Source organism: Mycoplasma sp. 5370, from assembly GCF_054343435.1.
The window spans coordinates 1-26,004 of record NZ_JBTGVF010000012.1 but is presented as its reverse complement, the minus strand read 5'-3'; the positions used below and the strand labels follow the sequence as shown (position 1 = coordinate 26,004).

General features: G+C 25.1%; 28 protein-coding genes. 12 read left to right on the top strand and 16 right to left on the bottom strand.

What is annotated here, in order from left to right; translation table 4 throughout:
* Positions 1–185 (top strand): transposase (locus tag ACXX88_RS02450; protein ID WP_458559489.1); only part of this gene is annotated, 185 nt, incomplete at its 5' end.
* A 191-nt stretch (positions 186–376) separates the two neighbouring features.
* Here ACXX88_RS02450 and ACXX88_RS02445 read toward each other — a convergent pair.
* Genes ACXX88_RS02445 through hrcA form a run of 4 tightly spaced genes read right to left on the bottom strand, consistent with a single transcriptional unit; the run spans position 377 to position 4,774 of the window.
* Positions 377–1,480 (bottom strand): exonuclease domain-containing protein, encoded by a 1,104-nt coding sequence (locus tag ACXX88_RS02445; protein WP_458559488.1) that lies wholly within the window; start codon positions 1,478–1,480, stop codon positions 377–379.
* Positions 1,480–3,090, bottom strand: coding sequence for an arginine--tRNA ligase (gene argS, locus ACXX88_RS02440; RefSeq protein WP_458559487.1), 1,611 nt, complete (start codon positions 3,088–3,090; stop codon positions 1,480–1,482). The genes ACXX88_RS02445 and argS overlap by 1 nt, the downstream gene beginning before the upstream one ends.
* 1 nt (position 3,091) lies before the next feature.
* The gene (locus ACXX88_RS02435; RefSeq protein WP_436358731.1) at positions 3,092–3,757 is read right to left on the bottom strand and encodes a nucleotide exchange factor GrpE; all 666 of its coding nucleotides are present in this window, start codon (positions 3,755–3,757) and stop codon (positions 3,092–3,094) included.
* Positions 3,758–3,781: 24 nt separating this feature from the next.
* Entirely contained in the window at positions 3,782–4,774 is a 993-nt protein-coding gene (hrcA, locus tag ACXX88_RS02430; RefSeq protein WP_458559486.1) for a heat-inducible transcriptional repressor HrcA, read from the bottom strand.
* A gap of 645 nt (positions 4,775–5,419) precedes the next feature.
* Here hrcA and ACXX88_RS02425 point away from each other — a divergent pair.
* A complete protein-coding gene (locus tag ACXX88_RS02425) occupies positions 5,420–6,466 on the top strand; it encodes an Abi family protein (protein ID WP_458559485.1) in 1,047 nt (348 codons plus the stop codon).
* 202 nt (positions 6,467–6,668) lie between these two features.
* On the opposite strand, the gene ACXX88_RS02420 is transcribed toward ACXX88_RS02425, so the two are convergent.
* The 8 genes from ACXX88_RS02420 to ACXX88_RS02385 all read right to left on the bottom strand — a co-directional run bounded on the left by ACXX88_RS02420 (position 6,669) and on the right by ACXX88_RS02385 (position 12,111).
* Complete coding sequence (locus ACXX88_RS02420) at positions 6,669–7,463, bottom strand: hypothetical protein (protein ID WP_458559484.1); 795 nt, start codon at positions 7,461–7,463, stop codon at positions 6,669–6,671.
* A 93-nt stretch (positions 7,464–7,556) separates the two neighbouring features.
* The gene (locus tag ACXX88_RS02415) at positions 7,557–7,958 is read right to left on the bottom strand and encodes a hypothetical protein (RefSeq protein ID WP_458559483.1); all 402 of its coding nucleotides are present in this window, start codon (positions 7,956–7,958) and stop codon (positions 7,557–7,559) included.
* 122 nt (positions 7,959–8,080) lie between these two features.
* Entirely contained in the window at positions 8,081–8,983 is a 903-nt protein-coding gene (locus ACXX88_RS02410) for a hypothetical protein (RefSeq protein WP_458559482.1), read from the bottom strand.
* Positions 8,984–9,182: 199 nt separating this feature from the next.
* A complete protein-coding gene (locus tag ACXX88_RS02405; protein WP_458559481.1) occupies positions 9,183–9,767 on the bottom strand; it encodes a hypothetical protein in 585 nt (194 codons plus the stop codon).
* Positions 9,768–9,778: 11 nt separating this feature from the next.
* Positions 9,779–10,066 carry a hypothetical protein gene (locus tag ACXX88_RS02400; RefSeq protein WP_458559480.1) on the bottom strand — a complete coding sequence of 96 codons (288 nt, stop codon included), beginning with the start codon at positions 10,064–10,066 and terminating at the stop codon, positions 9,779–9,781.
* A gap of 148 nt (positions 10,067–10,214) precedes the next feature.
* Complete coding sequence (locus tag ACXX88_RS02395; protein WP_436358723.1) at positions 10,215–10,580, bottom strand: hypothetical protein; 366 nt, start codon at positions 10,578–10,580, stop codon at positions 10,215–10,217.
* Positions 10,581–10,684: 104 nt separating this feature from the next.
* Entirely contained in the window at positions 10,685–11,632 is a 948-nt protein-coding gene (locus tag ACXX88_RS02390; protein ID WP_436358722.1) for a hypothetical protein, read from the bottom strand.
* A gap of 146 nt (positions 11,633–11,778) precedes the next feature.
* Positions 11,779–12,111, bottom strand: a complete 333-nt coding sequence (locus tag ACXX88_RS02385) for a hypothetical protein (protein ID WP_436358721.1) — start codon at positions 12,109–12,111, stop codon at positions 11,779–11,781.
* A gap of 196 nt (positions 12,112–12,307) precedes the next feature.
* Between ACXX88_RS02385 and ACXX88_RS02380 the strand changes: the two genes are divergently transcribed.
* The 9 genes from ACXX88_RS02380 to ACXX88_RS02340 are packed head-to-tail and all read left to right on the top strand — an operon-like array spanning position 12,308 to position 19,513.
* Positions 12,308–13,363 (top strand): phospho-furanose lactonase, encoded by a 1,056-nt coding sequence (locus tag ACXX88_RS02380; RefSeq protein ID WP_458557277.1) that lies wholly within the window; start codon positions 12,308–12,310, stop codon positions 13,361–13,363.
* A 23-nt stretch (positions 13,364–13,386) separates the two neighbouring features.
* A complete protein-coding gene (locus ACXX88_RS02375) occupies positions 13,387–15,120 on the top strand; it encodes a PTS ascorbate transporter subunit IIC (RefSeq protein ID WP_436358719.1) in 1,734 nt (577 codons plus the stop codon).
* A 51-nt stretch (positions 15,121–15,171) separates the two neighbouring features.
* A complete protein-coding gene (locus tag ACXX88_RS02370) occupies positions 15,172–15,468 on the top strand; it encodes a PTS sugar transporter subunit IIB (RefSeq protein WP_436358718.1) in 297 nt (98 codons plus the stop codon).
* Positions 15,468–15,947, top strand: a complete 480-nt coding sequence (locus ACXX88_RS02365) for a PTS sugar transporter subunit IIA (RefSeq protein WP_436358717.1) — start codon at positions 15,468–15,470, stop codon at positions 15,945–15,947. Before ACXX88_RS02370 ends, ACXX88_RS02365 begins: the two co-directional genes overlap by 1 nt.
* Positions 15,948–15,957: 10 nt before the next feature.
* Positions 15,958–16,614, top strand: a complete 657-nt coding sequence (locus ACXX88_RS02360; RefSeq protein ID WP_436358716.1) for a 3-keto-L-gulonate-6-phosphate decarboxylase UlaD — start codon at positions 15,958–15,960, stop codon at positions 16,612–16,614.
* Positions 16,589–17,464, top strand: a complete 876-nt coding sequence (locus ACXX88_RS02355; RefSeq protein WP_436358715.1) for an L-ribulose-5-phosphate 3-epimerase — start codon at positions 16,589–16,591, stop codon at positions 17,462–17,464. The genes ACXX88_RS02360 and ACXX88_RS02355 overlap by 26 nt, the downstream gene beginning before the upstream one ends.
* Positions 17,457–18,170 (top strand): L-ribulose-5-phosphate 4-epimerase, encoded by a 714-nt coding sequence (locus tag ACXX88_RS02350; protein WP_436358714.1) that lies wholly within the window; start codon positions 17,457–17,459, stop codon positions 18,168–18,170. The genes ACXX88_RS02355 and ACXX88_RS02350 overlap by 8 nt, the downstream gene beginning before the upstream one ends.
* On the top strand, positions 18,154–19,020 hold the full coding sequence (locus ACXX88_RS02345; protein WP_436358713.1) for an HAD family hydrolase: 867 nt from the start codon (positions 18,154–18,156) through the stop codon (positions 19,018–19,020). Before ACXX88_RS02350 ends, ACXX88_RS02345 begins: the two co-directional genes overlap by 17 nt.
* 7 nt (positions 19,021–19,027) lie before the next feature.
* Positions 19,028–19,513, top strand: coding sequence for an MPN499 family protein (locus tag ACXX88_RS02340; RefSeq protein ID WP_436358712.1), 486 nt, complete (start codon positions 19,028–19,030; stop codon positions 19,511–19,513).
* On the opposite strand, the gene ACXX88_RS02335 is transcribed toward ACXX88_RS02340, so the two are convergent.
* From ACXX88_RS02335 to ACXX88_RS02320, 4 genes are all read right to left on the bottom strand, one after another.
* Complete coding sequence (locus tag ACXX88_RS02335; RefSeq protein ID WP_436358711.1) at positions 19,510–20,178, bottom strand: signal peptidase II; 669 nt, start codon at positions 20,176–20,178, stop codon at positions 19,510–19,512. The two genes, ACXX88_RS02340 and ACXX88_RS02335, sit on opposite strands and share 4 nt — an antisense overlap.
* Entirely contained in the window at positions 20,165–22,837 is a 2,673-nt protein-coding gene (gene ileS, locus ACXX88_RS02330) for an isoleucine--tRNA ligase (protein ID WP_458559479.1), read from the bottom strand. The genes ACXX88_RS02335 and ileS overlap by 14 nt, the downstream gene beginning before the upstream one ends.
* A 295-nt stretch (positions 22,838–23,132) precedes the next feature.
* The gene (locus tag ACXX88_RS02325) at positions 23,133–25,181 is read right to left on the bottom strand and encodes a heavy metal translocating P-type ATPase (RefSeq protein WP_458559478.1); all 2,049 of its coding nucleotides are present in this window, start codon (positions 25,179–25,181) and stop codon (positions 23,133–23,135) included.
* Entirely contained in the window at positions 25,162–25,365 is a 204-nt protein-coding gene (locus ACXX88_RS02320; RefSeq protein WP_436358708.1) for a heavy-metal-associated domain-containing protein, read from the bottom strand. Before ACXX88_RS02320 ends, ACXX88_RS02325 begins: the two co-directional genes overlap by 20 nt.
* Before the next feature lie 219 nt (positions 25,366–25,584).
* Here ACXX88_RS02320 and ACXX88_RS02315 point away from each other — a divergent pair, with 219 nt between their 5' ends.
* Entirely contained in the window at positions 25,585–25,899 is a 315-nt protein-coding gene (locus tag ACXX88_RS02315; RefSeq protein WP_458559477.1) for a hypothetical protein, read from the top strand.
* Positions 25,900–26,004 lie beyond the last annotated feature (105 nt).

The window sequence follows — 26,004 nt, the reverse complement described above, 5'->3', positions numbered from 1 at the left end:
TAATTGAAAATCTTAATAGAAATATTAGAAAAATTTCTAAAAATAAAACTTCCTTTCCTACTGAAGATTCGCTTATGAAAATAGTTTATTTTGCAATTCAGAATCAACTTGAAAAGTGAAAAACAATTACCTCAAATTGAGGGCAAATTTTAAATCAATTAAAAATAGTATTTGATAATGAGTAATTAAAAAATCATAAATGACTTACAAAAACAGGATTAAATTCCTGGTTTTTGTTTTGTCTATTTATGATTTTTTGTATAATTTTAATAGATTTGTGTTTTGCTATTCTCAAATCTCTTACTAAAAAGTAAGCAAGAGAAATTTACACAAAATATCTTACACTACCATTTTCTTAAAATGATATATACTTATATTAATTACTTTTTAATTTTCAAGTACCATCATTTAGTCTTTCAAAATCACTAGTAACAGTTAATAATCTGTATAATTCACCACGTTTTTTTTGTAAAACCAATTCTTTTTCTTCGTGTGTAAATTCACCTTTTTCAAATCATTTTTTTTGAAGTTTATTTTTTACAAAAGTAAAGATATCTTCAAATTGCATATAGCTTTTTGTTGATAAAACTTCTACTGATAAACTGATCATTGTGTCCATTTCTTGCTCCTTATTTTTTATTTTTTCTCATTTTGCATTTTTTATAAAAAAATTACATTTTCCTACACTTTTCTTTAATTTATAATCTCAAACATAGTCAATACAACCTCAACCGATGTATTTTTGTATTAATTTCTTACCACAAATTATACATTGTTTATAGTCAAATATACATTTATTTAAAAAATATTTTCTTTTTCATTCTTTTAATTCTTTATCTTCTCTATTGTTTACAATGGCATTTTCAAGTCTTTCTTTTGCATTAATCAACTCTTCAAACACTAGAGTTTTATTATAAACTTCAAAAGTTATTATGCAATCTTTGAGTGCTCTGTGAATGCCTTGATTATCTACTGAAAATAAATTTGACAGAAAATTTAAAGAATAAGAATCTGTATTAAAGAAAACTTTATTAAATGATTGAAAGTAAAAACCAATATCTATCATTTTGTTAGGAAATTTTTCTAATTCACGAGATTTATAAGATTTTTTTATTGTACGGAAATCATAATGCATTCCATTAAAAGCATAAAGATTTAAATTCTCAATAAAAATTTTAAATTCGTTTAAAACCTTTATTGCATCTTCACCTTTTTCCTTTATTTCTTGGTTAGAAATATTATTGTATCAACTTATAAAATTATTTACAAAATCAGGTGGTTGTTTAATTATTTTGGAAAATGTATCAATAATTTTGTTGTTTTTAACTTTGATAGCACCAATTTCAAGTAGAGTGCCAACATCATCACAACCTTCTAAATCAAAAATAACATAGCTATCTTTAAATAGATTTGGTAGTTTTTTGGATTTAAGAATATCTAAACGTTTTTCTTCAAATATTTGTTTATTTAAAGTTTCCATTACATTCTTTCTGGGGTAGAAACACCAATAAGTTTTAGTCCAGTTTCTAGAACAATCTTAACAGCTTTAGAAAGTGCTAATAAACTCTCTTCATTATCAGAATTTAAAATTTTAGAATTTGAATAAAAAGAGTTAAAGTCTTTAGCTAATTTAATTAAATATTCGGGCAGTAAGTGAATTTTGTAGTTACTGCTAATTTTTTTAATTAAATCTGGAAAATCTTTTAAAGTATTAACTAATTTAATTTCATTTTCATTATTAAAGCTTGAAGCTAATACTTCTTTATTATTTGCTTTACTAATTAATTGATTTGCTCTAGCATAGGCATATTGAATCATAAATACAGGGTTTTTTTGACTACTTTCTAATGCAAGTTCAACATCAAAGTCTAATCCTGAATTTTCTGTTCTATCAATCATAAAGAATCTTACTGCATCTTTACCAACCAATTCAATCAATTCTCTTGCTGTAAAGGTAATTCCTTTTCTTTTGGACATTTTTAATTCTTGTCCATTTTTCATTAATCTAACAATTTGACAAGTTAAAACTTTTAACTGTTTTTGAGAATCAAATCCTAATTGATCGATTGCAATTTCCATTCTTTTTATATAACCAATATGGTCAGCACCTCAAATATTAATTAATTTAGTAACGCCATCGTTTCTTGTTAATTTGTCATTATGGTATGCAATATCTGGTAAAAAATAGGTAAAAGAACCGTCTTTTTTGATAAGAACTCTGTCTTTATCATCTCCATATTTTGTGGTTTTTAATCAAAGCGCTCCATCATGTTTATAAGTGTTTTTTAATTTCTCTAAAGCAAGTTTGATTTTGCCATCTTTATAAAGAGTTTTTTCACTAAAAAAGTTGTCAAACTTAATTCCAAAAAGACTTAAATCCCTTTTAATTTGACCGAGCATTATGGAAGTTGATGCTCTCTTAAAAAAATCTCTGGTTTCTAAATCATTAATAGAACTATTTACGTATTTATCTTTATAGTGTTTTATGATTACGTGAGCAGCTCATTTTATATCACTACCTTTATAATAATCTTCTTTAAATTCTACTTTTTTACCAAAGTGCTGTAAGTATCTTGCAAAAACAGATTCAGCAAGTAGATCAATTTGATTTCCAGCATCATTAATATAATATTCTTTTATAACTTTGTTACCAGCAAATTCTAAAATATTAGCTAATGTTGCACCAATTGCAGCCCCCCTTGCGTGCCCAAGGTGTAAAAAACCAGTAGGATTTACAGAAACAAATTCTAAGTTAATAAATTGATTTTCTTTTTGTTTTCCGTAATTTTGATTTAATTTTAAAATATTATTTACTTCTTCTACATAAATATTATTTTTTACGAAAAAATTAATAAATCCAGGTTTTGCTACTTCTATTTTAGAAATAGAATATTTTTCTTTGTTTATTTTGGAAACAATTAAATCAGCAATCTCTAAAGGATTTTTATTTAGATCTGATTTAAGAGTCATTGCTAAGTTTGTTGAATAATCACCAAATCCCTTGGATTCAGTTAATATAATATTTTTTTCAATTTTTAAATCATTTAAAACGTCTTTTAAAGATTGAATAATTTGTTCTTTTGTATTCATTCTATTTACCTACTACTACTGAAGCAGGTTTGATTACTCTATCATAAAGTTTATAACCATTGCTTTTAACACTAATAATTTTATCTTTTAGTTGTTGGTTACTTTCAAGTTCAAAAACTTCGTGGATTTCTGGATTATAACTTTCACCAACAGAAGGTTCAATTTTTGTAATACCAAAATCTGCAAAAATTAATTCAATTTGTTTTAATAACATTGAAAAACCTTTAACATAGTTTTGAACTGCAGAGTTATCTTGTTTTTCTCCTGCTTTAATTGCTAATTCAAAGTTTTTTAATGGAATTAAGAATGATTCAAAGAATTTTTGAATTCCATATTTTTTTATATTAGTTAGTTCTAGTTCATATTTAGAAGATGTTTCATCTTTATGTTTTTGAATTTCTTCTTTTGCTTTTTGTTGAAGTTCAATTGCTTTTTGTTTTAATTCTTCGTTATTTTTATCTAATTCTAGTTTGAGTTTAGCAATTTCTAATTCTAAAAGAGAGGTTTTAATTTTGGTTTTTTCTTGTACAGAAACAGAGTCATCTTTTTTATTATTGTAATTTCTTTTATATCTAAAATTTCTTTTTGTTCTTTTGTGTTTAACGTTTTCAGTATTATTGTCTTTTGATTCAACTTTTTCTTGTTGTTTTTTAATATCTTTTTCCATTTCTCTCCTTAAAGTAATATAAAGTTATATTTCTTTTTTGAGAAATTTTTCCAATAGATTAAGTGCTGCTAAAACTTTAGAATAATCTAATCTTGTAGTTGGAGCTACAACACTAATTTCTTTATTTATATTCTCGTTTTCAAGTTTTTTAGAAATAAAAACAGTTTCTTGTGATTCAATTTGAATTTTTATGTTTTTTTCTTCATCCAATTTATTTTCAATAGTTTCTCAAATTGATTTTTTTTCTATTAAATCTAAAATTTCACTTAATTTTTCTCTCGATATATCTCTAGATAAAATTAAATTATTTTTATTATAAATTTTTGATTCAAATTCATTTTTAAAATTAAAAATATTTTGCATAAAGGTTTTTAAAACATTATCTAAGTTTTTTATTTCTTTAGCCAATATTGGAACTAAAATTTCTACAATTTTTTGGATTTCATTTAACGCCACATTAATTAATCTTTCTTTGAAAATCCTTATAGCTATTTTTATGTCTTCTTTTTCTACTTCATTTGAAAAAGAAACTATTTTGTTTTCTACTTTTCCTGTTGAAGTTACTAATACAATAACTCCCATAAAGTTATCAATTGCAGTGAATTGAATAGATCTTAATCTTTCAGATCCTAAGGGTTCTGATGTTATAACGGTAATACCGACAAATTCTGATATTAATTTTGCTGCTTCTTCAAGTGTTTTGTCAATAGATATTCTTCTTTTAGCAAAAATATCGTTTAGTTTTTGCTCTAGATCTGCATCGGTTTGTGAAGTTAAATTTTTAGCATAATATTCATATGCTTTTAAAGTAGGAATTCTCCCACTGGAAACATGAGATTTTTCAAGAAAACCATCTTTTTCAAGTTCAGCCATTATGCTTCTTATTGAAGAAGAAGAAGCATTAATTTTATATTTTTCTTTTAGTGATTCTGAACCGATTGGTTCCCCTGTTTCAATGTAACTTTCAATTATAAATTTTAAGTAAGATTTCTTTTTAGCGGCGCTCTTATGTTCCATAATAAAAATTATATTCTAATTTCTTTTTTTTACAAACTTTTATTAAGGATTTTTATTAAAACAGAAATAATTTGTCACCCCAATTACCAATATAAAATGTCACTTTTTATAATTATATGTTAATTGAATGATATCATAAATTATCAATTGTATAAATTTAATCATTTTACTTACAACATCATTTTTTTATTATAGAAGAGGGACATTTTGATTGATAATTTATAAAAAAATAATGTAAAAATTTAGTAAGTAAAATGTAATTAATTGGAGTATTCAAAAAACGTTTTACCGTATAAAATGGGCATAAACGGTTTTTTCACTATTTAAACTGGGAAAGAAAAAGAGTTTTATTTTTTGATAAATTATGAACAACTATTTTATAAAAAAATCTTTTAATAATTGTTATAGGTGAAAAATTATCTTTCTATTTTCCTTTAGCATATCTATTAAGTATTTATTAACGTTAATACTTTTGTTGTGTTTGACTTATTATTGCAAATAAGTATTATAAAAGTAATAAAAAAACACTATCTAATAGTGTTTAATTATCTTGTATGCACAAGCCGGTTTTCCTATATTAAATTTATTATAACACAATCTCCCAAAATATTTAAAAAATTTTTGTAAAAATTATAAAATATTATTATGAGTAAAAAATTTCTTAGTTATAAAGACCAATTGAAAAAGTTAAAAAAAGAAAAAAATATAATAATTGACATTGAAGAAAATAAAGCAATAGAAATTTTAAAAAAAGAAAATTATACAAACGTTTTCTCTTTTAATAAAGAATGGTTGACAGATTTTAATAGTAAGAATGAATTAAATATAACGAACAAAAAAGAATTAAATGTTAATTTTTTATTACAATTTATTAAAAAAACAATAAGAAATAAAGTTAAACATCTTTATCCAAAAAAAATTAATTTCTCTTATTTGGTTAAATATAGAGCAAAAGAGAAAAAATTGTATACTTTTTTATATAATAAAATTAGAGATATAGAACTTGAATTAAAAACAAAAGTATCTTATTTTATAGGTAAAAAGGTTAAAAATAATACAAATTGGATAGAATGACTTTATAAAATATCAGATAAAGAAACTGAAATTTCTTTTGAACAATGAAAATTTAAAAAATTTAATTCTTTTGAGATAAAAAATGAGACGTTTAATGCCAATATTTGATTTGCTATTAATGTTTTAACTTTAGGAACTATTACTGAAATTATAAAAACTATTTTATCATCAAAAGATGAAGAAATAACTTTTAATATTAAAAAAGAATTTTTATTTGAAATTTTTGATAAAGATAAAGTAGACAAAATAAGCAATGAAAAAGAATTAAAAACATTTTTATATAACCTTAACAACTTTTTCTTTCCAATATTAAAAAGATTAAGAAATTCAGTAATGCATTTTGAAAATATTAATGCTTTTTTTCAAAAAGAAAGAATACAAATAATAAGAAAATCAAAAAAAGAGAAAAAATACATTTTATTTAAAAATACAAATAATAATAAAAAAGCAGAATTTTTATGAGATTTAATGGAATTACAAGAAAATAAAAAACAAAAATTAAGAAAAAGTATTTTTAAATATGTTCATCTTGGTTTTTATATTTTAGAAGAAAACAAAGGCAAAAAAGAATATATAGAAGTTAAAATTTTTGATGCTTTAATCTGATGATTTAATTAAAACATCATTTTTTTATTATTGAATAGGGACATTTTGATTAGTAATTTATAAAAAAAGAAATTAGAAATTTAGCAAGAAAAATGTAATTAATTTAAGTATGAAAAAACCGTTTTGTCGCATAAAACAGGCATAAACGGTTTTTTCATACTTAAAACTGGGAAACAAAAAAATAAAAAAACTCCATTAATTATGGAATTTAAATTTACTGATTTTCTTTGTTTTCTTCAATAACATTTACTTTTAATTCTTTAACACGTTTAAATCCAAAAATGGTGAAAATAAATGAGAAAAATATTGATAAAATAAAGTAAAGTTTTGCTGTTTGGAATTTCTCATATTTAAATTTAGATAATCTTATTGATATTATTAATTTAAATACAAATGAAGTTATGCTAATAACAACAAAAGTTAAATAGAGAAGAGCTACCAAGATGAATGATATCACTATTCCTATACTGTTATGTAAAGAAGAAGCTATCATAAGCATTCCTACACTAAAACTAGAAAACACTAAAAAACCAAAAGAAATAAAATCTAAAATTAAAATAGTTCTACTCATTTTTTTGATTTTTGTAATGATTTGATTAGTTCCTTGATTTACTTGTATATCTTCTTCTTTTTGTTCTTCTATTCCTTCTTCATGTTTGTCAATATTGTTAAATGTTAGAAAAGTAAATAATAGACCAAAAAATATAGATAAAATAGCAAACAATTTAGCATTCTCTAATTTTTTAGATTTTAAAGTAGACAGTTCTACACATAATATGAGTTTAAAAATAAAGACAGCATTTCCAATAAGTGTAGCTATTACAAATAGAAGTGAAGCAAAAATTCTATTTATTTTATTTACAGTTCCTATTGTAGAAATGTCAAATAAGTCATATACTGAAGTACCTGAAAATATTTGAATGATACCCGCTGCAATGAAAAATCAAGCAACAGCATCAATGATTAAAGTATTTCTACTTATTCTTTTTACTTTTTGAATTCGATTCATTTAAATCCTTTCTTTTATAATTTGTATATTTAAATTTTACTCTTTTCTAATAAAAAATAAATAACTAGTTTTTTTTATTTTAATAATAATGGTTTACTCTTCAAGTTTTTTGACATAAACAAAACCTAAGATTGTAAACAATAGTCCAAAGAATATTGATAGTATAAAGAATATTAGAATTGTTTGAACTTTGTTCATTTCAAAATTAGATAATTCAACACAAATAATAATTTTGAAAACTAAGGCTGCAAGTCCAGTACCAGATGCTACTACTATAAGCAAAATTGCTAAAATGAATGCAGCACCAAAACTAGCAATACTTGCTGATTGGTCTGGAAGCGCTTCAGATGGTGAATAATAACCAAAAGCACTTACAGCCAAAACACCACCGGCTATAAGAATAATAACACTTATTACAAATAAGGCAAAAGTTACAATTTCTAATATAAGAGCAGTTTTGCTAAAATTTTTTAATTTTTCTAGATTGTTTTTCATAAGTTCCTCCTATATTTATATTTTACTGTTTTTATTTAATAAAAAAGTAAATATTAGTGAATTAATATTAATTTAGATTTAAAAAACTTGTTTATACTAAACACAAACAAGTTTTTTATGATTTAATAGTTACTAGTCTTTGATCATTCTTTTTTGTGTTTTTTCACATATCTATAAGCTAATGCTGTAAATACGAGTCCAAAAAAGATGGATATAATGAAAAATATTCTTGATGTTTTTAGATGACTTGCTTTAAAGTTAGAAAGTTTAGTTGCAGAAATTATTTTGAAAACAAAAGTTGTTATACAAAGTCCTATATAAACAATGAATAATATTATCACAAAAACAAAACCTGCTCTTGCTTTTTGTGCAGTCAGTTCAAAAGATGAATAGTAAGTTGGATCATAAGATAAAGAATTTTTATTAGCATCAGAAACAATACTGTTAATAATTAAAACTATAGTAATAGATATAATTTGAATAACAACAATAGACATTATTTCAAATATTAAAGTTAGTCTGGTTGCGTTTTGTAATTTAAAAAGTTCAAAACCATATTCATAACCTTTTATACATTTTATACATTGACAATCTTTCTTTATTTTTTGAATATTTATTTTTTCTTCTTGTGCTACTTCGTGTGGATATTCAAAAGATTCAAGTTTTTTGTAACCCATGAAAGTAAATATTATTCCAAAGAAGATTGATAGTACATAATACAACTTAGCATCTGCTAATTTTTTACTATATAAACTTGGTATCCTTCTACTTATCATTATTTTGAAAACCAAAGCAACTAAACCTACAATTAAACTTATTAGTGTAAATAAACTTAAAAAACTCACTTTTATTATGTCTAAACTATTTTCAAATAATTCTTCATTTTTGTTAACAAGAGCTTCAAAAATGTAGTTTATTTGAAAATTTATGAGAATACCTGTTGTTATTCAAACTAAAACAAAACTAATTATATCCATAATTAAAGTTGTCTTTCCAAATTGTTTTATTTCCTTGATTTCACTCATTTTGTTCCTTTCTTATTGTTTTAATTTTATTACTTTTCCCAAAAAAAAAAGTTGATATAGCAAACAACTTTTTGCAAAATTTTGTGTTTTTAAGGCAAAAATACAGGAATTGTGAGCTTTTTTTCAAAAAATACTTCTTATTTTTTTAAAAAAAGAAACAAAAAACTTGTTTATATTAAATACAAACAAGTTAATTTTTTTAAGCTAAAGTTTCTTTTTGGTTATTTACTTTATAATAATTTTTTATATGCACAAATCCAATAATTGTAAAAATAATTCCAAAGAAGAAAGATAATATATAAAATAATTGTGCTGTTTTTAATTTATGTTCTTGGAAATGGGAAAGCTTTACACAAATAATTATTTTAAAAACAAATATTATAATTGAAAACGCTCCACTAATAGCAAACAATACTATAGCAAAAATAACTCCGCCTGCTAATTTTGTTAAATCCAATTTATGTGTTTCAAATGAGTTGTATCCGTATGGATTATAATAATTATGATTATCATTACTTGCGTTTAAAATAGTATTAGCAACAGAGATAACAACAATCAAAGTTGCAATAAAGATTAAAATTGCATTAACTATTTCAAAATTTAAAATGAATTTATTTATTCTTTTTATATTAGAAAGTTCTAAACTTTTACCATATGCTTCAAAAGTTTCCAAATTTATTTTTTCTTCTGTTTTTTGTTCTTCCTGGTATTGAAAATTGTCAAGCTTGTTGTAAGCTATTAAAGTTAATATTACTCCAAAGAAGACTGATAATACATAATACAATTTTGCATCTGCTAATTTTCACTGCCTAAATTTGATATTTCTGAAATGATCATTATTTTAAAAATAATAGATATGAGAAAAATTATTGTATCTATTATAAATAATGTAAATATAATTAAATTCTTTGTCTTTAAATAAGACGGATAGTTTATTTCTCTATATGGTTGTCAATAACTTGTTTCCAAAATATTAGAAAGCAAAAGATTTAGAATAATTGCTATAAAAATTAAAGAAAAACCAATTATATCTATAATTAAAGTATTATTTCCTAATTGCTTTATTTGTTTGATTTGATTCATTTAATTCCTTTCTTTTTACTTCAATTTTATTACTTTTTGCAAAAAAAAAAAAAGTTGATATAGCAAACAACTTTTATATAAATTTTAGTTTTATAGGACAAAAATACAGGAAATTGAGTTTCTTTTTATATTTATTTTATATTTTTCTTTACATAATTTCAATTCCGTATTCTAATTTAATTTCTTTGGACTTTCTAAAATAATGAACAGCAATACTAGAAAATATCAATCCTAAGAAGATAGATATTAAGAAAAATAATTTTGATATCATTAATTCTTTTTCTTTATAAGGAAAAAACAATATTATTGCTTTAATTTTATAGTAAAGTAATGGTAATGTAGTTGCAGGACCTATTAAGAGTAGATAAATAAGTCAAAATATTTCTACAGCTCATTTTGAGTTGTGTAATATCCAATAAATAACAGCTAAATCAATTAACAGAAAAGCATTTATAACATCCAATATAACAACTGAAAAACATTGAGTTTTAATTTTTTTATATTCAATATGCATTTTTCTCCTTTTTCTAAAACACAGTAAATTCCTGTATTTTAAAACATTTAATTAAAAAACTTGTTCATATTTAAAATAAACAAGTTAATTTACGATTTTGAAAACTAATCTTCTAATACTGGTTCATTGTAATTATTTACATAAACAAAACCAACTATTGTAAAAATAATTCCAAAGAAGATAGATAAGATAAAAAATATTTGTGCAGTTCTTAATTTATGTGTTTTGAAATGAGAAAGCTTTACAGCGGTAATTATTTTTAAAACAAAAACTAAAATTGAAAGTATTCCACTAATAACGAATAAAACTATTGCAAAAATAACTCCACCTGCTAATTTTGTTATATGTCTTACAAAATCACTATCGTTTCTACCGTAATTTGGATTATAGTTATAAGAACCACTCGCAACATCAGAAGCTGCAGTGATTAAAGAGATAACAATAGTAATTATTGCAATAAAAATTAAAACAGCATTAACAATATCAAAAATTAAAGTTAATCTACTTGTCTTTTTTAAATTTTGAATTTGATAATTTTTCTCATATTCTTGCACATCTTCTTCTTGATCTCTTATTATTCCGTATCTTGGATTACTATTTGCATAAGGAGCAGAATTTGAGTCATATTTTTGTGAAAAATTTCTAATATTTAGTCTTTCTTCCTGTTCTATTGGTTCTTCATACTTGAATGCTTCAAGTCTTTTATAACCCATAAAAGTAAAGATAATTCCAAAGAAAATAGATAATACATAATACAATTTAGCATCGGCTAATTTTGTATTATTTAAGTTAGATATTAGTGCACTTGCCATTATTTTAAAAATTACAGCAACAAATCCTATAATTCCAGCTATTATAAATGTGAATAACACTATTAAATCTCTTGTTTTATAGTTTGCTACTTCAGCTTCAAAGCTTTTTGGTTTAGAAACTCCAATAATAGAGTTAATTTGATAACTTAAAACTATGGCAACAAAAATAAAAACATAAGAAATTATGTCGACAATTAAAGAGTATTTTCCTAATTGCTTAATTTGTTTGATTTGATTCATTTAATTCCTTTCTTTTTATTTAAATTTTATTACTTTTTGCAAAAAAAAAAAAAAAAGTTGATATAGCAAACATTTTAGGGAAATAAAAATTCCTAATATAAAGGAATTTACTGTATTTTTAGGAATTTTCAAGTTTATACATATTTTTAATCTATTTCTGCTATTCATCTGTTTGTTAGAATAAATGCAGCTATTCAAACAAAGGGAATAACTGCAGCAAGAATTCAAGCAGTTTTAGCTTTTGCTGCACTTGGGTTATTAAATATAACTGATAGTTTTAATGTTAATAAAACTAAAAACACCAAATAAGTAATATAAATAGCAGAAGTTACCAATAAAAACAAACCTTTGAAAGCTAGTGCTCATAAATTAAAAAATAAGAAAGAAAATGTTATTAAAAACATTAAAACTATATTTACTATTGATAATATGAAACAAGTTAAATTATTTTTTCTAATTTGTTCTTTTTCAAATGACATTATTTTCTCCTTTCAAGATTTATATATCAATAAAAACATTATACAGTGAAACAAAAAAAAAAAAAAAACGAAGCAAAAAATAGAAAATTTTAAGCGTTTTTACGCTTTTTGCCTTGCTGATTGAACTTTTATGAACTTTTTTGAACAAATATGAACAAATTAGTATATAATAAGATTGCAAAGAATTGGAGGAAAAATGAAAAAATTTGCTAGAACAGTTCTTGGAGATATTGATCCAAAAGAACTTGGAGTGGTAGATTGCCATGATCACCTTATAAAAAATTATGGACCAGAAGCACATGAACATCCTGATTTTGTTATGATGTCAGTTGATGCATCATTAAAAGAAATGGATGAATTTGTTGCTAAAGGTGGAAAAACCATGGTAACAATGGATCCGCCTAATGTAGGACGTGATGTATATAAAATGTTAGAAATTGCTGAAAAATTAAAAGGCAAGGCAAACATTATTATGGCTACAGGATTTCATAAAGCAGCCTTTTATGACAAAGGAGCTTCATGATTATCACTAGCTCCAATTGATGATATTGTTGAAATGGTAAAAGCTGAAATTGAAGTTGGTATGGATGAAATGAATTACAGTGGACCTGTAGTTAAAAGATCTAAATCTAAAGCTGGAATTATTAAAGCTGGTACTGGATATGCAGCAATTGATAGACTAGAATTAAAATCTTTAGAAATTGCAGCAAGAAGCAGTATTGAAACAGGGGCTCCTATTTTAGTACATACACAATTAGGAACAATGGCTTATGAAGCAGCACAACACTTAATTGATTTTGGTGCTAACCCAAGAAAAATTCAATTATCACACTTAAATAAAAACCCAGATAAATATTACTATGAAAAAATAATCAAAGAATTGGGAGTTACTTTATGTTTTGATGGACCTGACAGAGTTAAATACTACACAGATGCAACTCTTGCAGAAAACATTAAATATTTAGTTGATAAAGGATACCAAAAACACATTACTATGGCTCTTGATGCAGGAAGAATTCTATATCAAAGACATTATGGAATTGAAAAAGGTAAACAAACATTTGGTTTAGGATATCTATTTGATAGATTCATCCCACTATTAAAACAAGTAGGTGTTAGTGATGAAGCAATTCAAGATATTCTTGTAAATAACCCAAGAGAAATTTTAACTTTTGATGAAAAAAGAACATATGATGTTTCAAAAGTTAATCCACGGGTATTAGAACTTAAAAAAGCTTTAAAAGTTAAATAATAAAAATAAAAGAAAGTAAAAAAATGATCGAAAAATTAAACAAAAAGAAAAAAACAGGTTTAATAGTAGGTTGAGTTGTTTTTGCAGTAATTAACTTAATAATTATTTTAACTACTTTATTAGTAAAAGCCGCAAATCACACAAATGCATGAAGTGGACAAGCATGATTAGATGCTTTCTTCTTCTTATTAAACAAAGTATATTTAGATAACTTCTTTAAACTTCCTGCCTTATTATTAGGTTCTCTAACTTTTGTTGGTTATCTAGTAATTGGTAGGGGTATTAGAGAATCCTTTATAGGTTTTCTAAAAACAGTTATAGGATTTATTTTATTACAAATAGGTTCTGGAACACTTGTTGGTTTAGCAAAACCTGTATTTAACGGAGTAAGTCACATTGGTGGAAATTCAGTAGGAATCGTTCCTTTAGACCCTTACTTCTCACTTGCTAGTCAGCAAGCATTTTTCTCAGGAAAAGACTTTACTTCAAACTATGCATCTTTAATCTCATTTGCATTTATTTTAGGTTTTGTTGTAAATATTATTATGGTTGCTCTTAAAAAATGAACTAACACAAATAGTTTAATGATTACAGGGCACGTTATGTTACAACAAGCAGCCGTTGTTACAGCAATTTTCTATGCAATCTTATTTAGAGACTTTAGAATTTTTGATGGAACAATCACAGTTGGAGAACAAGTTGGATTAATAATTATGTCAGGGATTTTCCTTGGTGTTTATTGAGCTACTGCTTCAACTTCAACTGTAAAAGGAACAAATGTAGTAACACAAAATGCTGGATTTGCTGTTGGACACCAACAAATGTGAGCAATTGCTACTACATACAAACTAGGAAGATTTTTTGGAAACAAAAATGATTCAGCAGAAAATAAAAAATTACCTTCATATTTAAAAATATTTGAAGATAACATCTTTACACAAACAATAATTATTTTAGTATTATTTACAACATTATTTGTTATTTTAATTGCTGTAGATCATACAAAAGTTATTGAAAATGATTTAATTAAATTTACAAAAGATTATGCAATATGAAATAGTTCATTTGGTGGAGCTAACTTTGTATTAAATATCTTTGGTGGATCTCTAAAAATAGTTGCTTCATTATTAGCAATTATTACAGGGGTTAGAATGTTTATAACAGAGTTACAACAATCATTCCACGGAATTAGTGAAAAAATAATTCCAGGAGCAGTTGTTGCGGTTGATGTTGCAGCTGTTTATGGATTCTCAATCAACTCTGTAACATTTGGTTTTTTATCCGGAGTAATTGGACAATTTTTAGGAGTAGCAATTGTTATTGGATTAGCAGCTATTCCAGGACAATCAGTTGTTTTTGTTGCAATTCCATTATTTATTACATTATTCTTTAACTCAGGTTCATTGGGAGTATACGCAAATGCAAGTGGTGGTTGAAAAGCGGCTTTAATCCTTCCTGGACTAATTGGTTTCTTAGAAATAATAATTATTTCCTTCGCAACAAGAGCAATTTCAAATGGATTTGGAACACATATCTCTCCAGTAGCAACTGGATATATTGGAATGGCAGATTGAAACTTATTCTTTGGGTTATTAATTTGAATTTCTTCATATCATATTGTTGTTGCTTGAATTTTAGTTTCTATAGCAATAATTGCTATGGTTGTTATGGGAATGATAGTAGATAACGGTTCACAAACAAAACCAACAATATTACAAAAAGTTCTAAAATTAAAACCAGCATTAGTGACAAACTAATTCTGAAAGGTTAGTTTATGCTAACCTTTTTTTAAAAGAAAAGAGGCAAAAATGAATAATAAAACTTTAAAAATTATAGCAGCATGTGGTAACGGAATGGGAACCAGTATGATTATAAAATTAAAAGTACAAAAAATTACAAAAGAATTAGGAATCGATGCAACCGTAGATGCTTTATCTATGGGACAATCAGTAGGAATGACTAATTCAGTTGATATCATTATTTCATCAAAACACCTATCAAGTATGTTTAATCACGATCAAAAAGCAAAAATTGTAGGTGTAACTAATTTAATGGATGAAAACGAAATAAGAGAAGCTATTAAATCCGCCTTGGAGATTCAATAATGGCAAAAATAAACCTATTAAATATTTTAAAAGAAAACGAAACAATTAATTTAAATTTAAGTGCAAAAGACTGAAAAGAAGCAGTGTATTTATCAATAAAACCATTAATTGATAAAAAAATGGTTGAGAAAAAATACTATGAAGCTGTTATTGAAAGCACACAAAAACACGGTCCTTATTATATTATTGCAGATAACTTAGCAATGCCACACGCACAAAGCGATGCTGGAGTTAATGAAAACAGTTTTTCATTAGTTACTTTAAAAGAACCAGTTTATTTTGAAAACGATTCAAGACCAGTTAGAGTTTTAATTGCTTTAGCAGCAACAAGTGCAGAAGTACACACTTCTGAAGCATTACCACAAATAGTTGCTGTTTTTGAAGATGAAAACAATTTAAAAGCAATAATGAACGCACAGACAAAAGAAGAAGTTTTAGAAATTATTTCAAAAACTGATTTTCAAAAATATTTACAATAAAAGGAGAAAAATGGCATTACCATTATTACAAATAGCTCTTGATAATTTAACAATTGAAGATGCTATTAAATCAGCAAAAAAAGCAGAAAAGTATATTGATGTTATAGAAGTAGGAACTATTTTACTTGCTTCTGAAGGGAAAAAAGCAATTAGTGAATTAAGAAAAGCTTTTCCTGACAAAATAATAGTTGCAGATGGAAAAATTGCAGATGCAGGGAAAGTTTTTGCAAAAATGTTTTTTGAAAGTGGAGCAGACTATGTTACTGCAATTTGTGCTGCAGAAAATGCAACAATGGATGAATTAGTAAAACTTTCACAAACATATGGGAAAAATAAAGAATTACAAATCGAAATGACAACAAATTTCACTTGAGAACAAGTTGAAAATTGAAAAAAATCTTTAGTTCCACAAATTGTTTGACACCGTTCAAGAGATGCACAAGCTTCTGGTGTAAATTGAGGACAAAAAGATATTGATACAGTTGCTAAATTAGCATCAATGGGATTTAAGGTAACAGTTACTGGTGGAGTTACTGTGGAAGATATTAAATTATTTAAAGATATTCCTGTATTTATTTTTATAGCAGGTAGATCTATTAGAGATGCAGAAAACCCAGAACTTGCTGCAAAGGAATTTAAAGATGAGTTTAAAAAATACTGAAACTAAAAAAAGATTTGTAGGAATATATGAAAAAGCAATTAACAATAAATTTGATTGAAGCGACAAAATAGATATAGCTAAAGCAGCTGGTTTTGACTTTATCGAATTTAGCGTTGATGAATCTGATTTTAGACTTGAAAGATTAGAATGGGATAACCAAAAAATTAATGATTTAAGAAAATTATTAATTGAAAAAGACTTTTATTTTAATTCCATGTGTTTAAGTGCACACAGAAGATTCCCTTTTGGTTCACAAAATAAAGAAACCAGAGAAAAAGCTTTTGAAATAATGGAAAAAGCAATAATACTTGCAAAAAAACTAGGAATTAGAATTATTCAAATTGCAGCTTATGATGTATATTATGAAACTTCAAATTCTAAAACTAAAAAAATGTTTATTGAAGGAATGAAAAAATGTGCTAAATTAGCACAAAAATACAGCATAACTCTTGCTTTTGAAACAATGGATACTCCTTTTGCAGGAACTATTTCTAAATGTTTATCTTTTTTAAAAGAAATAAATGAACCTAATTTCTATATTTATCCTGATTTAGGTAATTTAAATCAATTTACAAAAGATATAGAAAATGAAATATTTTTAGGAAGAGAAAAAATAGTAGCTTTCCACTTTAAAGACACTTTACCTACTAAATTTAAAGAAGTAGGATGAGGGAAAGGAACTGTTAATTTTGCTAAATCATTAATAGAGATAAAAAGAAATGACCTTAATGTACCTATTTTAATTGAAATGTGATCAAAAAATTTTCCAGATGAATCAAAAGAAAAAAACATTTATAAAATAAAAGGCGCTTTAGAATTTTATAAAAAACAATGAAAGAGAGCAAAAGGTGAATAAAGAAGAAATTGAATTATTAAAAAAAGAAGTTTATGATGCTAATATGCTTCTATATAAGTACAAACTCGCAATTCATACTTGAGGAAATGTTTCTGGAATCACAAAAGACAGAAAATATATGGTAATAAAACCTTCTGGAGTTAGTTATGAAACAATGACACCAGATGATATGGTTATTGTTGATATGGAAAATAATGTTATTGATTCTAAATTAAAACCATCTAGTGATACTCCAACACATACACTTTTATATAAAGAAGATAAAAATATAAAAGGAATTGTTCATACCCACTCACCATTTGCTGTTGGTTTTGCTCAAGCAGGAAAAGAAATTCCTTGTTTTGGAACCACACATGCAGATAATTTTTTTGGAGCAGTTCCTTGTACTAGAGAATTGTCAGATGACGAAATTAATGGAGCATATGAACATAATACAGGTTTAGTTATTATTGAACATTTTAGAAAAAATAAAATTGATTTTGCTTCAACAGAAGCGACTTTAGTAAAAGAACACGGACCTTTTGTTTGATCAATGGATAGTCCAAAAAAAGCAGTAGATTTAGCTTTAACTCTTGAAGAAATTGCTAAAATGGCAATTAATACTTTAATTATTGATCCACATAAAAAAGAAGCTAATAAAACCTTACAATTAAAGCACCATTCAAGAAAACACGGTCCAAACGCATATTATGGACAAAATAAGTAAGTTAAAAATCGAAAACATATTTTTTGATTTAGATGGAACTCTTTTAAATTCACAAAAGAAAATAACTAACAAAAGTATAGAAATTATTGAAAAATTAAGACAAAATAAAGGAATAAAAGCATCAATAATAACAGGAAGACCATATTATTTTGCAAAAGAAGAATACTATAAAATAAATTCTGATTTCCCCATTGTTAGTTGTAACGGTTCTTTAATTTATGATTTTAAAAAAGACAAAGTTATTTTTGAAAATCCTATTAATAAAGAAAAAACAAAAGAAATTTTTGGTATTTTAATTAAAAATAATATAACTTTTTTAATTTACACAACAAAGAAAATTTTTGGTTTTTACAGTAAAAAAGAGTTCCCGGAATGATTTAACTGATTAAAAAATACAGTTGATTCTAAAGAAGAAAAATATAGGTTTGATATCGTTTTTTCACAATACAACAATTTAAAAGAAAACTATTTTAATATTCAAAATCACAGCATTATAAAATTTTTAATTATTAAATCAGATTCTGAACCTAACAATATAACTAACTTCAAAAAAGAAATAGAAAAAGTAACCAATATTTATTTAATTAACTCTCAAGAAAAAGTCATTGATATAATGCCTGAAAATTCTTCAAAAGGAAAAGCATTGGAAATCCTTTCTAAAATAGAAAAAATAGATTTAGAAAAAACCTTGGTTTTTGGAGACCAAGACAATGATGTTTCTATGTTTGAAGTAGCTAAATTTTCAGTAGCAATGGGGCAATCAAAAGAAGAAATAAAGGAAAAATCAACCTTTACCACGAATAGTAACGATGAAGAAGGAATATATAATTTTCTTAGAAATTTAATATAATTTTATTATGAAACAACAATCTTTAGAAAGAATAAAAGTGAATCAAACAGAGCAAGGTTTTTGACTTGTTCCTTCAATATTTAAATTATTTACTCCTAAATCTCGTAATTTTGTAATTAAATTTTCAAAATCATTAGAAGATTTAATTGAACAAAATAAATTACTAAATAGAGAAATAAAGTTTTCTTTTAATGGTGATAAGAATTTTATACTTTTTAATAAGTTAATAAAGCAGAGAGAATGGGATTTTGAACTCCCTGCTAATAAAATAAATAAAATGAAAGAAGATGACTATATAGATTATGAAGTTATACCCAATTTAAAAATAAGATTTAATTTTAAAACAATAAATAATATTTATAAAGGTAACATATTTTTTGTATCTAATGAATATTTTCAAGAATTTTATAATAAAAACAAAACAAGTGATAATGATATATTGATATTAGAATGGACGAATTGAGATTTTAATATAATAAAAAACCCAGATTAGTTTTCTGGGTTTTCTTTTTCTTCTGATTTGTTTGAATCTAAAGTTTGGTTTTCTCCACTATTACTATTGTTTGTAAAATCATTTTTATTATTAATATTTTTTTTCTTGTTAAAGTAAGGTTCAATTAAGCTTGTGTAAAGTAAAATTATAGTTGAACCTATGGAACCAATTACGATAAAGGTATCAGCAAAGTTGAATGTTCCGTTATCGTGTCATGGTAAGAATAAAATATCTTTAACTCCATTTTGATTTATAAAACGGTCAAGCATATTTCCAAAAGTTCCTGCTCATAAAAATCCTAAAAATACTAATGTGTAATATTTTTTAGAAAAAACCATAAAATAAGGAACAACAATAACAATTAATAAACTGAAAATATGGATTAACGTAAAACCTAAATATTTATTTAATCCTGAAGTTACACCTCTATGTAATAAAGGTCTAAAACCAATAAAACCATAATTATAAAGGGTTTTTCCATCAATTCATTCAGCTCTTTCTTGAAAATATTGATGTTCAAAAATAAGATTTTTAGTTAATTGATCAATTAGTGTTAAAACTAATAAAACACCAAAAGTAATAAGTGCATTAATTATTAATCTTTTTTTATTAAAACTCAAAATTTTTGTTTTTCAATTCTTGAAAAAAATGTTAATTTTGTCCATCTTTTAAAACCTCAAAACATCTTAAACATATGTCATCTTTAATTTGAGTCATTTCAAAGTGATTTCAACATCTTTGACATTTTAATGAATCAAAAGCAGTAACTTTAGTTTCATTTGCAAATTCCACTGTACCAACCATTAAGAGTTTAACTAAGTTAAGTTTTTTAATAAATTCACTGTCTGTTTTTATATAAACTTTAGCTTCATTTTGTCTTTTGATAGCTCCATTTTTAATTTGTTCTTCAATTAATTTATATATTTCATCTTTAAGTGTAAAGAACTCTTTTCACTCTTGATCTATTTGTTCATCAATTTTTTTCTCTTTTAAAAAGTCTTCTAAGTGAATTGAAATTTGTTTATTTTCTTTTTTAAAGAAAGAATAAGCTTCTTCGGTTGTTGTTGGTAAAATAGGAGCTAAAGAAATTAAAAGTAATTGAGTTAAGTTGTAAAGGTTTTTTTGAATCATTAATCTTTCTGGCGAATTTTTTTTATCTGCATATAAACTATCTTTAGTTATAGAAAGATAAAATCCAGAAAAATCAATAATGAAATTATTTATTTCTTTTACAACCAACAAGAATCTAAAGTCGCTATAGTGTTTAATAATTTCATTATTTAACTTATTAATTTTATTAGCAATAAATTTATGTATTCCTTCAAGTTGAATATCATCTATTTTTGCATAATCAAAATCATTAATATTTCCAAGTAAAAACCTAATTGTATTTCTTATTTTTCTGTATATTTCGATGTTTTGTTCAAAAATTTTAGTTGAATAAGAAATATCATCAGAATATTCACTATTAGAAACTCAAAGTCTTAAAACATCAGCTCCATGCTTGTTAATTAAGTCAATTGGTTCAACTCCATTACCAAGAGATTTAGACATTTTTTGACCTTTTTCATCAACAATAAATCCGTGTGAAAGTAATTCTTTATATGGAGCAGTTCCTCTATAAACTACTGAGTTAATTAAAGAAGAGTTAAATCAACCACGATATTGATCTGAACCTTCAAAGTATAAATCAAAAGGTTTTGTTGTTCCTTCTATTTCTACTCCTATAGAAGTAGAACCAGAATCAAATCAAACATCCATAATATCTTTTTCTTTTGTTCAACCTAAATTTCTATATTTTTCAGGTAAAAGATCATCAACTTCTTTTTCATATCAAACATCGCTTCCGTTTTGTTTGACTAAATTAATTACATAGTCAAAAATTTCTTCGTTAATCACAGGTTCTCTGTTTTTATCATAGAAAATTGTGATTGGAACTCCTCAAGTTCTTTGTCTGGAAATTGTTCATTCAGCACGATTTTCAATCATTTTTGATAAACGTTTTTTACCTCATTCATTGAAGAATTTAACTTCATCAATAGCTTCTAAAATTTTATTTTTAAATTTATCAATTGAAACAAATCATTGTGGTGTTCCTCTAAATATAATAGGTTTTTTAGTTCTTCAATCATGTGGATATGAGTGTTTTATAAATTGTAATTTTAATAATTCACCTTTTGATTCTAAAAACATTCCTATTTCTTTATTAGCGTCTTCATAGAACATTCCTTGATATTGTCCTGCTTCTTTGTTTAGAGTTCCATCGTCAGCAACGTGCATTATCATATCTAGATTTTCTTTTTTACCAATTAAAAAGTCATCTTCACCAAATAAAGGAGCCATATGAACAAGACCAGTACCTGCTGTGATTTCCACGTGGTGTCCAAACACTACTTTACCACTTAAATTTCTTTTTATAGGTCTTCTGTATTCTATTCCATATAATTCTTTCCCTTTTACAGTTTCAAGAATTTTGTATGATTCTCATTTAAACTCTACAGCAAGCTTTTCAACCAATTCAGTTGCTATTATATAAATTTTTTCTTGTACTTGAACTCTTGAATAATCAAAATCTTGACCAATAGCAACACCTGAGTTTGCAATTAAAGTTCAAGGAGTTGTTGTTCAAATAACTAGATTATCATTTTCTTTTATAAAGGAATTTCCCTTTGTAACAAGATAACTAACATAAATTGAAGGTGATCTGTGTTCTGCATATTCTACTTCAGCTTCAGCTAAAGCTGTTTGACTTGAAGGTGATCAATATACTGGTTTTAATCCTTTTCTTAATAAACCATCTAAAGCCATTTTTTTAAGTAATTCTAGTTGTTTGGCTTCAAATTCGGGTTTTAATGTTATATAAATTTCTTTAAAATCACTAAGCATTTGTAATTTTCGCATTTGATTTTTTTGATTTTCAATTTGTTCTAAAGCATATTTTTTCGATTCTTTTCTAAGTTCTAAAATTGAAAAATCTTTTTGATTTTTATTCAAATTTTGCAGCATTTTTAATTCAATAGGTAGACCATGAGTATCTCAACCATTTACAAAAGGTGAGTAAAAACCACTCATACTTTTGTATCTAACTATAATATCTTTAATAATTTTATTTAGAGCATGTCCTAAATGGATGTTTCCATTTGCATAAGGTGGACCATCGTGTAAAACATATTGTGGTTTACCTTTATTTTTCTTTAAAACTTGTTGATAAATTTCTTTTTCAAGTCAGAATTGTCTGTATTTTTCTTCTTTTTCAACTAAATTTGCCTTCATTTCAAAATCTGTTTGAGGCATATTTAAAGTATCTTTATATTGTTTTTCCATAACTACTCCTTTTTAAATAAAATAAAAATCTGCATTCAAGGACTAACGTACCACCTTGAATCAGATTCTCTTTTTTGTTCGTTTCGTGAACCAAACGCCTTGTTAGGTCTCGGAAGTGATATTCAAAGGATCCAGATTGACTTGCACCAACCGTCAATTCTCTAGTGCTTTAACTCTTTGAACGTGTCTTCGTCATCGATATTCTATTATTTTTAAATTATATAAAAAAAATAGAAAAAATTCATTTTTTTGTTTTTAAATTATTGTTTATTTACAATTTTTATCCAAATATAAATTATTCAACAATAGTTTTGAGTTTTTTAGATGTATGTTTTTTAAAATATAGTGTATTTACTAAAAGCAAAATATTGGAAAGAATCATTATAAGAGCAGCTATTCAAGGAAAAATTAATCCACTAATAGCTAAAGGAATTGCAAGTGAATTAAATAAGAAAGCTCAGATAAAATTCATTTTGATAACCATTAATGTTTTTTTAGCTAAATAAATTGCTTGATAAACAGCATATAATTCATTAGTCATTAATGAAATATCTGCTGTACTATTTACCAAATCCGAACCACTTGCAAAAGCAATCCCTAGATCTGCTTGTTTAATAGCTAAAATGTCATTTAGTCCATCTCCTACAAAGATAGTTTCGCCTTTTTCTTTGTATTTACTTATTAGTTTAAGTTTGTCTTCTGGTTGCAATTGCCCGTAAAATTCCTTTATATTCAACTCATTTGCAATTTGTTTAACCACTTCTTTGTTATCTCCAGAAGCAATAACAACTTCTAATCCAAGTTTATGAAATTTTTCAATTATTTTTTTAGCATCTTGCTTGACTTGATCGCCAAGAGCATAAACAAAAACTATTTTGTTGTCTTTTGAAAGAGCAACATAACTATATGCTTCAAAAGAATTAATTTTTACTTCATTAATAAAACCTTTTTCTAACATTTTTTTATATGAACCAAGTTCGTATTTGTTTTGTTCAAATTCACCTATTACTCCATATCCTGGAATTTCTTTTTCGTCAGAAATAGAAACAGGATTAAATTTTTTATAATTAGTTATAACTTGAGATAAAGGGTGGTGAGATTTACTAGCTAAACTTTGAGCAATTGTTTCAAAGCTACTATCTCCAAAAATTTTAACAATTTCAGGTTTTCCTTTTGTTAATGTTCCTGTTTTGTCAAAAATTAGGTATTTTGCTTTTTTAAGTTTTTCATAAACATCAGCAGAAGAAAAGAGAATTTTGTTTTTTGTTGCAAGTCCGCTTGCAGAATAAATAGCAGCAGGAGCCGCTATTCCAAAAGCACAAGGACAAGCTATAACAACAACAGTTACACCAATTTTTATTCCATAATAAATTGGTTGTAGATCTTTTTCTAAATAAGAAGGTCAATACTTGGAATCAATTAGATATAAAGAAATTGTTCAAGTAAGAAAACTTATAAGAGCAATTGATAAAATAACAGGAATAAAATATTTAACTATTACATCGGCTAATCTCTGTATTTTTGAAGTTGAATCAACTATATTTTCAAGCTTGTCAATGATTTTAGCAAGAGTAGATTCTCTTGCTGTTTTTTGCACTTGAATTTTTAGTGAAGCAGTTAAATTGATAGCACCAGAAACCACAAAATCCCCTGGTTGCACGGTTTTTGGTAAAGGTTCGCCATTAATTGCTGCCATATCTAACTCAGAAGTATTTTCTAAAATTATTCCATCAATAGGCACGTTTTGCCCTTTTGGTAAAATGATGACATCACCTACTTTTAAAGTACTTGTTGATACTTTTTTAGTTGTTCCATCTTCTAAAACAAGCATTGAATAGCGATTTTGTAATTTTAATAATTCTTTAATTCCTATACTTGATTTCCTCATTAATTTATTTTCTAAATAGTGTCCAATGGACACAAAAAGAAGTAAAGCAGAAGGAACCTCTCAAAAATACATTTCTATTTTGTAGTATCCACCATCTTTAGAAAATAAAGTATATAAAGTCATTATTAATGAGTAAAAATAAGATATATGAACCCCGATTGCAATTAAAAGGTTCATATTCATTACACCTTTAAATAGTCTTACATAGTTTTTGAAGTATTCTACAGAAACTACAAAAACTATAAAGGTTGCAAGAATCCCTAAAACTATAAAAACTCAATTTTGTTGATTATTATAAATAATTTCGTGTTTATTGTTAATTGCACCAATTATATTAGTTAAAATAACTAAGAAAAAAGGTATAAAAATGATAATTTGAATCACCATATTATTAAATGGAGTTCAAATTCATCTTAAAAATTTTGATCAAAATTTTTTAATATGGTTCAGCATCATATCCAGCCTGTTTTGCTAATTTTATAATTAATTCATCTGGATAAAGTTCATCATCTGCATCTACTTTTAACATTTTATCCATTAAATTAAGTGAATATTTAATTTCAGGATATTGTTGAAACTGTTTATCAATATTTGATTTACATGATGCACATGAAACATTGATAGTAAAATATCTTGACATTTTTCCTCCTTGTTTTTATGAATAAATTTAAATTTATTTCGATTATATTATATAAATGCACTTAAAAATTTTTCATTTTTTTATGTTTTGAACAAAAAAAAGGCAAAATTTTGAGATTTTTTCTTTTGTAGTGGTTAATTTTATCTATAAAAAACAGAAAAAAATAAAAATAAATAATAAAAATGTTATAATTTTATATATTTAAATTAATGAGGTAATATGAAAAAAGAAATGACGTTAGAAGAAAAAGAAGTAAAACAAGAAAAATCTCAAAAAAAATCAAAAGAAAGTAGAAAAGCTAAAACAAGACAAGGAAGAAATAACAGATGACTTTGAGGAATTTTCTTAGGATTTGCATCTGCTGTATTTTTAGGTGCTTCTGTTTGACTAATTGTTCAAAAAGTGCAAAGAGATCATTCTGTAAATCCAGCTGTTCCTACAACTCAAAATATTCAAAAAGATAAAAATAATGATAATTCTAACAAAGAAGCAGAAACTTCAACTAACAATCCAAGCACTACTACAACAAACTAATTTTTAGAACCTTAAGAAAAGGTTCTTTTTTAATATTTGTTTTACAAAAATGTAATTACAGATATAAAATGTCACTTTTTATAAATATGTGTTAATTTAATGATA